The organism is Oscillospiraceae bacterium MB24-C1, from assembly GCA_030913685.1.
Taxonomy (GTDB): Bacteria; Bacillota; Clostridia; order Oscillospirales; family Ruminococcaceae; genus Yanshouia.
This window is the reverse complement of sequence record CP133187.1, coordinates 241,489-253,658: the sequence shown is the minus strand read 5'-3', so window position 1 is coordinate 253,658 and position 12,170 is coordinate 241,489. Positions and strand designations below refer to the sequence as shown.

11 protein-coding genes are annotated in these 12,170 nt (G+C 49.3%); 3 read left to right on the top strand and 8 right to left on the bottom strand.

The window, feature by feature from the left end; genetic code table 11:
• Positions 1-140 precede the first annotated feature (140 nt).
• The 7 genes from RBH76_01250 to spoVG form a co-directional block, all read right to left on the bottom strand.
• Complete coding sequence (locus tag RBH76_01250) at positions 141-2,102, bottom strand: bifunctional 4-hydroxy-3-methylbut-2-enyl diphosphate reductase/30S ribosomal protein S1 (GenBank protein ID WMJ84078.1); 1,962 nt, start codon at positions 2,100-2,102, stop codon at positions 141-143.
• On the bottom strand, positions 2,092-2,709 hold the full coding sequence (locus RBH76_01245) for a lysophospholipid acyltransferase family protein (protein ID WMJ84077.1): 618 nt from the start codon (positions 2,707-2,709) through the stop codon (positions 2,092-2,094). Before RBH76_01245 ends, RBH76_01250 begins: the two co-directional genes overlap by 11 nt.
• Position 2,710: 1 nt before the next feature.
• Positions 2,711-3,382, bottom strand: a complete 672-nt coding sequence (gene cmk, locus RBH76_01240; protein ID WMJ84076.1) for a (d)CMP kinase — start codon at positions 3,380-3,382, stop codon at positions 2,711-2,713.
• Entirely contained in the window at positions 3,383-4,645 is a 1,263-nt protein-coding gene (locus RBH76_01235; protein ID WMJ84075.1) for an NAD(P)/FAD-dependent oxidoreductase, read from the bottom strand.
• Complete coding sequence (locus tag RBH76_01230) at positions 4,645-5,517, bottom strand: MurR/RpiR family transcriptional regulator (GenBank protein ID WMJ84074.1); 873 nt, start codon at positions 5,515-5,517, stop codon at positions 4,645-4,647. The genes RBH76_01235 and RBH76_01230 overlap by 1 nt, the downstream gene beginning before the upstream one ends.
• A gap of 187 nt (positions 5,518-5,704) precedes the next feature.
• Complete coding sequence (locus tag RBH76_01225; GenBank protein WMJ84073.1) at positions 5,705-6,121, bottom strand: hypothetical protein; 417 nt, start codon at positions 6,119-6,121, stop codon at positions 5,705-5,707.
• 62 nt (positions 6,122-6,183) lie between these two features.
• Positions 6,184-6,486, bottom strand: coding sequence for a septation regulator SpoVG (gene spoVG / locus RBH76_01220; protein ID WMJ84072.1), 303 nt, complete (start codon positions 6,484-6,486; stop codon positions 6,184-6,186).
• 224 nt (positions 6,487-6,710) lie between these two features.
• On the opposite strand from spoVG, the gene murC reads away from it, so the two are divergent.
• The 3 genes from murC (at position 6,711) to glmS (ending at position 11,557) form a co-directional block, all read left to right on the top strand.
• A complete protein-coding gene (gene murC / locus RBH76_01215; protein ID WMJ84071.1) occupies positions 6,711-8,090 on the top strand; it encodes a UDP-N-acetylmuramate--L-alanine ligase in 1,380 nt (459 codons plus the stop codon).
• Between the two features lie 356 nt (positions 8,091-8,446).
• The gene (locus tag RBH76_01210) at positions 8,447-9,310 is read left to right on the top strand and encodes a fumarylacetoacetate hydrolase family protein (protein ID WMJ84070.1); all 864 of its coding nucleotides are present in this window, start codon (positions 8,447-8,449) and stop codon (positions 9,308-9,310) included.
• Positions 9,311-9,739: 429 nt separating this feature from the next.
• A complete protein-coding gene (gene glmS, locus RBH76_01205; protein ID WMJ84069.1) occupies positions 9,740-11,557 on the top strand; it encodes a glutamine--fructose-6-phosphate transaminase (isomerizing) in 1,818 nt (605 codons plus the stop codon).
• A gap of 81 nt (positions 11,558-11,638) precedes the next feature.
• Here glmS and RBH76_01200 read toward each other — a convergent pair whose 3' ends face one another.
• Complete coding sequence (locus tag RBH76_01200) at positions 11,639-12,145, bottom strand: GNAT family protein (GenBank protein WMJ84068.1); 507 nt, start codon at positions 12,143-12,145, stop codon at positions 11,639-11,641.
• Positions 12,146-12,170 lie beyond the last annotated feature (25 nt).

The window sequence follows — 12,170 nt, the reverse complement described above, 5'->3', positions numbered from 1 at the left end:
CAAATTTTTCATTAATGTAACATAATAAAGTCACAAAACCGCTCTTGTTGGCAATTCATTAAACGATATTCGCAAATTTAGTATGAAAAATAAACGGGAAAGCAAATTGCTTTCCCGTTTTAAACTTTTTGGTATTCAGATTATTCAGCACTGTTGACAGCCGAATCTTCTTCGGGTGCATTCTCTTCAAGCAATGCCTTAATAGAAAGGCTGATTCTATGACGCTCAAAATCAAGCTCAGTGATCTTGACATCAACCTCTTGTCCAACCGACAGAACATCGGAAGGCTTGCCCACGCGCTCACGCGCAATCTGGCTAATGTGAATCAGGCCGTCAATTCCAGGGATCAGCTCAGCAAATGCGCCAAATGCAGTCAGAGAGACAATCTTAACCTTGGCGGTCTGCCCAACAGCATAATTCTTAGCCAATATGGTCCAAGGGTTGTCCTCATCTTTTTTATAGCCGAGCGAAATTTTCTTCTTTTCGGCATCAATATCCTTGACATAAACCTCGATCTCATCGCCGACCTTAACGACCTGCGAAGGATGCTTGATCTTGCCCCAGGACAACTCAGAAATGTGGATCATGCCGTCTACGCCGCCCAGATCAACAAAAGCGCCGTAATCGGTCAGCGACTTAACAACACCGCTGTACTTCTTGCCAATCTCAACCTCAGTCCAGAACTTCTCTTCGAGTTCCTTTCTCTGCTCGCGCAATACGGCACGGATAGAACCGACCGCACGGCGACGCTGACGATTGACCTCAAGAATCTTAAACTTAACAGGCTTTCTCAGGAGAGCTTCAAGCTCCTCGCCGCGGGACATAGTCGCCTGCGAAGCAGGGATAAACACCTTAACACCGTTGGTCAGAGCCAACACGCCGCCCTTGATGACCTCGGTGACGATGCCATCGAGAATCTCGTCGCTGTCAGCAGCGCCCATGACTTTCTCAAACCCGGCTTGTGCGTCAAGACGCTTTTTAGAAAGCATCACGGTACCCTCGACATCGTTGACACGTACAACCAAGAGTTCGAGCTCGTCCCCCTTATTAACAATGTCCTCGGGTTTTGCGGTGGGATCGTCGGTAAGCTCATTCAGCGGTACATAACCGGCATGCTTGGTGCCGATATCAACGGAGATCATGTTAGGCTCGATACTGGTAACAATACCGGTTACCTTCTCCCCATTGTATGTACTTTTACAAAACTGATTGAGCATCTCCTCAAAGCTAAGCTCTTCCTGATTCTGATTCTCCAAAATCTCACTCATGGTTTCGTGTACCTCCTTAATTATGCAAGCAGGCGTAGACGCGCCCGCCGTAATGCCGATAGAATAAATGCCGGTAAAATCCTTTGGATCAAGCTCGTCTGCAGTTTCAATCGCAATTGTCCTGCAAAATTGCCTACAGATTTCTGCAAGCTTGACCGTATTTGAACTGTGCCGGCCGCCAATCACCAGCATGACGTCAGAACTCGATGCCAGCTTGGCCGCTTCCTGCTGACGCAAGGAAGTAGCATTACATATTGTATCAAATATTTTTGCATTTGTACACACTTTTTTTGCAGACTGAATACAATTTTCCCATTCATTTTTATTGAAAGTTGTCTGCGCTACAAAATATACTGTGTTTTTAGACAAAATATCTTTATTTGTATCATTTATAAGTTCATCACAGCTTGAAATCACCAAAACTCTCCCGCTGCAATGCCCCATAATTCCCTGTACTTCGGGGTGGTTTCGATCGCCGACAATAACCAAAAATGCGTCCGGTTCAACTAAACTTGCAATTTTGTGAATTTTTGCGACAAACGGACAGGTCGCATCGGTATAGGATATTCCCGCGCGCTCAAGCTGTTCGTAAATCTTGGCCGCGACCCCGTGCGAGCGTATAACGACTCTGCGCCCCTCGGCATTATCTTCAATGGAATGGATTACCGTAACGCCTTGGTCCTCCAGCGCCTGTACAAACTGGGTGTTATGAATCAGTGGGCCTAAGGTACAAACCTGCTCGCCTGAATCCAGTGCCTTGTGCACCATATCGACGGCTCGCTGCACCCCAAAGCAGAACCCCGCCGTTTTAGCAACCGTGATTTTAGCCCGCATGGTTCTCTCCCCCCAGCTCTAACAGTGCCAGAATTTCTTCCCAGACGCGCTTGGTCGCACGCTTTAAGGCACGCGGAGAATCTTCATCAAGCCCCAGCTCGGAATAGGGTACCACCGAGCCAAAGCGCACACGGATACGGCTGCGGAAGCGCAGCGGCCGCTCGTATGTAACAGCACAGGGCAATACATCGGCCTGTGTCATCTTTGCAATTAGCGCCATACCAGACTTCGGCTTGCCCGGCTGCCCCGCCGGAAACCGCGTCCCCTCTGGAAAGATGCCCAAAACATGACCCTCGCGGGTGAGTTCTGCGCAGTGTGAAATCACGGACATATCCCCCGCCCCGCGGGCAACCGGAACAATACCCAGCCAACGAAACAGCCATGTTAGGCCCGAAATGTGCATAAGCTCCTCTTTTGCCATATAGCGCACCCACGGCTTTAGCCGCAGCACCAACACCACTGGGTCGAGATAAGAGGTATGGTTGCTCGCCATAATGTAGCCTTTACCGCTTCGAGGGATATTATGCAACCCCTCGTACTCAACATGAAAGGCAATAGGCAGCAAAAAGCTAACGACAGCTCTGGCCAGTTTAAAAAACCACTGCATCTTAAAGTCGCTCCTCAATAGTGGCGGTCATTCGTTCAAGTGTCTGCTGCAATGTTAAGTCGGTGCTGTCTATCAAAACTGCATCATCCGCCTGACACAGCGGTGCAGTCGCACGGTGAGAATCGTTATAATCACGTTGTTTGGTTTCGGCTAAAATCGTTTCAAAATCCACAGTCTGCCCTTTTTGCTGATATTCCAAAAAGCGACGGCGCGCACGCGCCTGTGGTGTTGCCGTCAGGAAAAATTTAATTTGGGCGTCGGGCAGCACCACGGTACCGATATCCCGGCCATCCATCACAACATTGTGAGCCTTGGCAAGGTCGCGCTGCAAGTCCAATAAAAAACTGCGCACCGCCGGAATGGCCGACACGTTGGAGGCTGCCATCGACATCTCCGGTAGGCGTATGCCTTCGGTGACATCCTCGCCATTTAACAGCATACGCTGCAACCCATCAACATATTTCATCTCAATGTTGATCTCAGGCAATAACGGTACCACCTGTGCCGCGTCGGTGGTGTCCGCAACGCGATGATGTGCATAATAACCGATAGACCGGTATAGTGCGCCGGTATCAACATAAATAAACCCTAGCTTTTCCGCCAGGCTGCGTGCAATCGTACTTTTTCCGGCCGCTGACGGGCCATCAATCGCGATGGCAATTGTCTTATTCATTCAATAATTCCCCTCTTTTACCGCCGCAATCTGTGTCGCGGCGGAAACTCCCGCAAGATAACCTGTTGAAAAGGCAATCTGCAGGTTAAAACCGCCTGTGACGGCGTCCACATCCAACAGTTCACCTGCAATGTACAAACCCCGCACCAGCTTTGATTCCATGGTTTTAGGCTGCACCTCGGTCACCTTAACACCACCGCGGGTAACAACCGCCTCTTCGATCGGCCGCAGCGAAACCGGCCGAATTGCAAAAGCCTTAAGCGTTTCACAAAGCTTGTGTCGTTGCACTTTTGTGATGGCGTTAATCTGTGTTTCTCCGTCGATTCCCGATTGCAAAATGACAATCGGAATCAGGCCCTTGGGCAACAGACGGTCGAGCGCGTTTTTAAAGGCACGGTTTTTCATCTCGGAAAAATCGCGCAGTAAGCGACTATCGAGCTGTTGCATATCCAGCCCGGGTTTCAGATCAATGGTCATGGTATAACCGGAGGCATCCCCCTCAATCTCGCTGGAAGCGGTCAGCACCAGCGGCCCGGAAATGCCAAAATGGGTAAACATCAGCTCGCCAATTTCTGAAACGGACTGCTTTTTGCCCTTTTTAACTGTCAGTGTCACGTTTTTAAGCGAAAGGCCCATCAGTTCGGCGCACCACTTATCCGACGTAACAATAGCGGTGAGCGACGGCGCAATCGGCATAATGGTATGCCCTGCCGATTGAGCCAGGCTGTAGCCGTCTCCGGTCGAACCGGTGAGCGGATAGCTTTTACCGCCGGTGGCCAACAACACCGCGCCAGCGTTATAGTGCGCGCCATCCGCCGTCTGGACGCCGGTGACCTGTCCATCTTCACAATGCAGTGCGATCACGCGATTTTGGCGGAACACGACGCCGTTTTTTCTTGCAAAGCCGGCCAGCGCATCGACAATGTCGACTGCCTTGTCCGACTGCGGAAACACCCGCGCACCTCTTTCCGTTTTAAGCGGCACACCGCACTCCTCAAAAAACTGCATGACATCCTGTGAGGTAAATGCATCAAAGGCGCTATATAAAAAGCGTGGATTGCGGCGCATCGACTCGATGAGGCGATCTCGGCTGCAGTTGTTTGTTACATTGCAGCGGCCTTTACCAGTGATCATAATTTTGCGCCCTACGCGTGCATTCTTGTCCAGCATCAACACACGGGCGCCCATTGACGCCGCCTGCCCCGCCGCCATCAAACCGGCAGCGCCCGCACCCACAACAATAAAATCATATTTCTCATTCATTAGCGATCGTTATCATCAGCCTTGGTGTAAACCTCATAGCGCTCCCAAATGCGTTCAAGCTCGGAGTAAGCGCGGCTGGTCTCCTCTCTGCGCTTGATGCCGACTGCGATGATTAAGGCGTTTAGCAATGACAGCGGCGCGACAAGCGAGTCGACAAACGACGCCATCTCGCTACGCGCATACAAATGCAAATCTGCCAGTTCTGCAATGGGCGAAAGACTGGAATCGGTAATAGATATGGTGGTGGCTTCGCGCTCTTGAGCAAACTTCATGGCGGCCAGCGTGCGCTTACTGTAACGCGGGAAGCTGATTCCAATAAAAACGTCGCCCTTGCCAAGGTTTAAAAGCTGTTCGAACACATCTGAAGTCGAAGCCGAAGTTACAAGACGTACGTTGTCAAAGACATGATTAAAATAAAATGCCAGAAAACTTGCCAGAGATGCCGAGGACCGGATGCCGAGGATGTAAATGGTGTGTGCGGTCAAAAGCGCGTCGACCGTCGCCGCAAACTCCTCGCGAGAAACCTCTTCCAGCGTGCGGCGGATTTTATCAATATCCATCGTCAGCACGCGGTTAAGAATATCAGCTTCGCCAAGCTGCGTACCGGTCAGCTCCATGCGCTGAACAGTGGTCAGGCGGTTGCGTATCAACTCCTGTAGAGAGCGCTGCAACTGCGGATAGCCGTCGTATCCTAGCTCCGAGGCAAAGCGAACCACCGTCGACTCGCTAACGCCGACTGCCTGCCCCAGTCTTGCAGCGGTCATGAAAGCGGCTTTATCATAATGTTCTACAATATATCGAGCAATCTGCTTTTGTCCCTTTGAAAGCTTTGGCATCATATTTGTAATTAAACTTATCAAGTCTTTATGCACAAAACGCACCTCCTGTTTTATAGGTACAGTATAGCAGATATTGGCGAAAAATCAAGCAAATGCAACTTAAATATGAATAACCTGCATCAAATTGCTTTAAAATGATTCAATTGAAGTCTAAATGCAAGCATTTTGGTAAAGTTCGGCATCATTCCGCATGATTTGCGCCGCAAAATCGCTGTGTTTCTCATGGATTATTGGTGGGCCGCCCCAGCAGAGATAACACCCGTATACGTTTAAAACTCAGCGATTTATCATACATGACCCATTCCCCGCTGCGCTGCACGTTGGCGTCGATGGCTACGCCGCCCGGCGCCATCAGATTTTCGAGTACGCGGTGCGAAATCGGCTCGAGAATAATTGCCAACTCAAACCGCCCGTCATCTTCTTGCAGCTCAGCGACCGAAGTCGCCATGCGTACCGCTGTACACCGCCGCTTCAATGCCTCATACAGTCCCTGCGCTTGTGCACTGGCACCAAACACCAGCGCTTTGCAGCCCTGAAGCGGCCGATCCGATTCCAGCCGTGCAATACGCAGCAGTTGTCGCACCTGTTCATCTGCACCGGTTATCGGTTCGTCATCTATTAATTGCTGTTTTTTCATAAAAATACCCCCATATGATGAGAATAATTCATCTTATGGGGGAAATTCAAAATTGGTGCAAATCAGTTTTCGGTGGCGTGGTCAGGGGCATGTTCCCGCTTTTCTATCGTCTCGATATGTGTGTAATATTCTTTGAGGATTTTCTCCTCCAGCTCTCGTCGCGCCTCGCTCGTGATGGGATGACAGATATCCCTGAAATTGCCCTGCTCGTCCCGGCGACTGGGCATTGCGACAAACAGGCGTTCTGGCCCGTCTATAACCTTGATGTCGTGTATGGCAAAATCATCGCCCAGCGTTAGGGATACCAGCGCGCGCAATCGGCTTTCTTCGTATATTCTTCTGATTCGGATGTCGGTAATCTTCATTTTTGTCCCTCCTGTCACCGCTATTATCAGCAGATTGGAAAATATTTATTCACTTTATTTTGGCTGCGTGCTATAATTTTAGTGTTATATAAAAATCATTTTAAAATCAGCGGTGGTGGATTACGAGGATTCTCCCCCGCCCACAATTATGATTGAAAACCATCCCATCCTGTTCTCAAACTAATTTGAGTACAGATCAGCAAAGATTTTTGGAGGTGGCAGCGATGCCCATTATTACAGAAGAAAACTTGAAGCAATACCACAACCTGCACTTTATCGGCGTAGGTGGCTCCGGCATGTTCCCCCTTGTGCAGATTTTACTGGCACAGGGACATAGCATCTCGGGATCCGACAACAACCCAGGCGATACGATCGACCAGGAGCGCGCCATGGGGGTACATGTCACAATTGGCCACGACGCTGCCAATGTTCAAACCGCTGATGCAGTGGTGTATTCCGCCGCCATCATGCAGGATAATGTCGAGCTGGTCGCCGCCAGGGAACGCGGCATTCCGGTTATTGAGCGCAGCGAGATGCTCGGGCTGCTTACACGCCGCTATAATAACTGCGTGTGTGTTTCGGGTACCCACGGCAAGACAACCACCACTTCGATGATCACCTATCTGATGCTGGCATCAAACCTTGATCCTTCGGCAGTTATCGGTGGCAAGGTCAACGCCATCGGCGGCAGTGGCCGAGCGGGGCTTTCACAGAACATGGTGGTGGAGGCCTGTGAGTTTGTCGACACCTTTTTGCACCTCTCGCCCGATATTGCCGTCGTTTTGAACATCGACTCTGATCACCTAGATTATTTTAAAACGCTGGATAACATCATTCGATCGTTTCGCCGCTTCTGTGAATTGACTTCGCGCATCGTCATCTATAACGGCGACGACGAAAATTCTCGTAAGGCGGTTGAAGGCATTGACAAACAACTCATCAGCTTCGGCCTGTCGGATAAAAACACCTATTATGCCGAAAACATCACATGGAAAAACGGTTCGCGCTGCGATTTTGACCTGATTAAAAACGGAAAAAAGCTCACCGCTTTGCAGCTGAACATCCCCGGCCAGCACAATGTGCTTAACGCCTTGGCTGCCTGTGCCGCTGCACTGGAAGCAGGCGCCAAGCCCGAAAAGCTGGCGGAAGGGCTTTCGGCCTTTACCGGTGCGCACCGACGTTTTGAAATTTTGGGCACGATAAACGGCGTTACGATCGCCGATGACTACGCCCACCACCCAGCCGAACTGGCTGCAACGCTAAAAGCCGCAAAGTCATTGGACTATAACAGCGTCTGGGCGGTATTTCAGCCGTTCACCTTCTCCCGCACCGCCATGCTGCTCGACGAGTTCGCAAAGGTGTTGCCGATTGCCGACCATGTTGTGATGTCGGCCATCATGGGCGGCCGTGAGGTAAACACCTACGGCATCACCACCGAAGATCTCGCAGTTAAAATTCCGGGCAGTGTATGGTTTGAAACCTTTGACGAAATCGCTGAATATGTGCTGGCCAATGCACAGGAAAACGACTTGGTTCTGACGCTTGGCTGCGGCGACGTATATAAATGCGCCAAACTGATGCTTGGCATGGCGGTTCCAAAATAAATTTCACTTTATAAAAACGGCAGTATAACACCCACCGAGGGTTTTATACTGCCGTTTTGATTTTATTTTGGTGTCAAAAACAATTGTTCCGGCATAAGATGCCATTACTGGGCGTTTGTAATTATCCTTATTGATTTTACTTGCATCTTTAATCTTTATTGATTGAACCAACTCAATATTGTATAGTAATAGCAGCATGAAAGCGACGGCTCATCTCGGTGAGGAAGGTGGACATATGCTGCCAATGGCGCGCAGTAATTTGGTTTAACCAGACGACCTGACAGCATTGAATGGCAGTACTATGCCGTTTGCCACCACGAAAAACATAATGGACGTAAGGCAAGGATGGTGTGATTATGAAATTACTCAACTACAAAGAGGGCAATCAGATCTGTTTAGCGATTAAGAGCGAATACGGAATTATTCCTGTAAAAAATTTGGGCATCAACGGTACTTTGGCAACACCACCCACAATTGAACAGGTAATTGCAAGCGGTGAAAGCGGCCTACGTGCGTTGGAACAGCTTGTGAAAGAAGCACTCTTTACACTGCGGGAGGAAAATATCACCTATGCGCCCTGTGTCACCAATCCAGAAAAAATATTGTGTGTCGGCGTTAACTATACCGAACATGGCAATGAGTGTAATTTTGAGCTTCCCTCTCATCCCATATTGTTCAGCAAATTTAATAACGCTCTGGCTGCGCACAATCAGGTCATTCATCTGCCCAAAACAGCCGAGAAATTTGATTATGAAGCCGAGCTAGTTGTTATTATGGGTAAAGAAGCCTTTAATGTATCTAAGGAAGAAGCACTCTCCTATGTTTTCGGCTACTCTGTCGGAAACGATCTATCTGCGCGCGATCTGCAATTTAGAACGCCACAGTGGCTGCTGGGCAAAACCTGTGATAATTTTGCGCCTGTGGGGCCTTATATCGTGACAGCTGATGAGATTGATCCCAATCACCTACATATTCAGTGTGAGGTCAACGGAGAGGTTCGCCAGTCCTCCAATACTAGTCATATGATTTTTGATTGTGCATCCATTATTAGCTACGCTTCTCAATACATGACTTTAAAGCCCGGTGACATCATTTTCACAGGAACACCAAGCGGGGTCATCCTCGGATATCCGCAAGAAAAACAAAAATGGTTAAGGTCTGGCGATCAGGTTTCGGTCTCTATCGAAAATCTAGGCACGCTGGTCAATATACTCAGATGACAGGCATCTAGGCAGCCCTATTTGAATAATATGGGTTAGGCATAACCAAAACTTGTTTTGTCGTATAAAGATGCCCTGCAAGACAATAAATTGCAGGGCATCTTTATAAATCCGGTTGCAGTTTTGTGACTTTTGTGCCATAATAGCTGTAAATCATTGTCAGGGAGGTGATAGTCAAGCCAAAGTAAATAAATTAAGTAAGGGGTGATACCTAAAAAAGAAAAAGCCTAAAAAGCGCCAGTTCCGTCCAAATATAGCCGGACGGAAGACGAGGAGAGAAGTTATCGAAAATTCGGCGGATGCTTCTCCGTTCCCCTCCTTGGGAATGTAAGGCAGGCGACAAAGACGCGGGGTAACCTGCGGGACAAATCCGACTGCACAAGGACTGAAAATTTGACATCTTAATATATAAATATAGGAGTTTTTTCTATGTGTGGAATTATAGGATATTCCGGGCATCGCCGCGCCAGCGACGTGCTGCTGGATGGGCTGAGCCGTTTGGAGTACCGCGGGTATGATTCCGCCGGTATTCTTGTGAACGAAAACAGTGCTTTTGTCACCGTTAAACGAGAGGGCCGGCTGGATAATTTGAAGGCAGCGCTGGAACAGCAAACCTTGCGTGGTACCTGCGGCATGGGTCACACGCGCTGGGCAACGCACGGCGGCCCCACAGACGAAAACGCCCATCCCCATGGTACCGAGCGCGTTATGTTGGTACATAACGGCATTATCGAAAATTATCTCGAGCTAAAATCCGCGCTGCTGGATCAGGGCTATACCTTTTTGTCTCAGACCGACACCGAGATAGCCGCCTGCTATCTTGACTACTGCTACCACGGCGACCCGATAGACGCCATTCGGGAAGCACTTCTTAAAATTGAGGGCGCATACGCCTTTGTCATTATGTTCTCTGACCATCCCGACACGCTGTTTGCAGTGCGCAAAGACGGCCCGCTGATTGCAGCACCCGGAGACGGCGAAAATTTCCTCGCTTCGGACATCACGGCGGTCATCGGCTATACCAATCGCTATTTTGTGCTGGATGAAGGCGAAATCGCCATGCTAAACCCTGACAGCATCCGCGTTTTCGACTTGGACGGTAACGAGTGCCAAAAAGTGGTGCAAACCGTCAATTGGAGCGTTGACCAAGCCCAAAAGGAAGGCTACGAGCATTTTATGCTCAAGGAAATTCACGAGCAGCCCGACGCGCTGCGCCATACGTTGGCCCCCAGAATTAAAAATGGTCTGCCCTGTTTTGCGCACGACCATCTTCCCGAGGACTTCTTTTCTCGCTTTTCGCAAATTAAAATTGTGGCCTGTGGCACTGCGATGCACGCCGGTCTCATTGGGCGTGACCTCATCGAAAAGCTGGCGCGCGTGCCGGTCCAGGTCGATTTGGCCAGCGAATTCCGTTATCGTTCTCCCATCATCGGCAAACACGATCTCGTAATCATTGTCTCTCAGTCGGGCGAAACAGCCGATAGTCTTGCCGCCCTGCGGCTGGCAAAATCGTTGGGTGTTACGACGTTGGCGATTGTCAATGTGGCCGGTTCCTCCATCGCACGCGAGGCAGATCACGTCATCCTCACCTATGCCGGTCCGGAAATTTCGGTGGCAAGCACCAAGGCTTATTCGGTACAGCTCGCTGTTTTTTACCTTATCGCATTTTCTATGGCAGCCGGAAACGGTCTTTTGACGGCGGGAGAGACCGCATCACTCACCGCGTCACTCAACGCTATCCCCGACGCGGTTCGCAACGTTTTCTCGTACCAGACTACCATTGAGCGCGCGGCCGAAGGCTTTGAAAGCAGCGAAAACCTGTTCTTTCTCGGCCGTGGGCTAGATTGGGCGCTTGCCTGTGAGGGCTCGTTAAAGCTCAAGGAGATTTCGTATATTCATTGTGAAGCTTGTGCGGCCGGTGAACTTAAGCACGGTACCATATCACTTGTTACCAATGGTACCCCCGTCATCGCCTTGTGCACGCAGGATAAGCTGATCCCCAAGATGCTCTCAAACATCAAGGAGGTTAAAGCCAGAGGTGCTGTGGTGACATTGGTCGCTAAAAAAGGTGAATCGGTCTCACACGATGTCGCCGACACGCTTTTGCTGCTTGATGCGCTGGATGACATGTTCATGCCGTTTGTCGCTGTCACTGTGCTACAGCTAATCGCTTATTACACCGCCCGTTTAAGAGGTTGTGACATCGACAAGCCCCGCAATCTAGCAAAATCGGTAACAGTAGAATAATTTAGATTTTGTTTTAAAAGACGGCACCGTTTTGCAACGATGCCGTCCTTTTTTCTATGCTCCAAAATTAAACGAAATATTTCACTCTTTTATTAACGCGTACATTTTCATATCGAGGATCCGCCCGTTTTTAACGGCATTTTTTCGTAATATCCCTTCCAACACAAAGCCCGATTTCTCAAGAATGCGGCAGGAGGCTACGTTATTTGCAAAGGGTTCGGCAAAAATTCGAATAATATCGGTTTTGCTAAAAATGTGATCATATACCTGCCGGACAGCAGAGGTTCCAAGCCCCTTCCCCCAGTAGGGCTCCGCAATAAAATAGCCCATTTCAGCGGTTTTACCGTGTATGTTTTGCTGACGAAAAATGCCAATACTCCCAATGACTTTGTCGTCCACCGTGATGGCAAACGCATAAACCTTATCTTTATCTGCGTTTAGCATCATGCTGATATATTCCTCAGCGTCCTTTGTTGTGTACGGAAAAGGCAAGCCATCCCGTAAATTATTAAGAACCTTTTTGTTGTTTATAGCCAATGCTAAATCTTCCGCATCGTCTATACGCCATGCACGCAATGTACATTCCAAATATTTCACCGCCCTTTTTATGAAC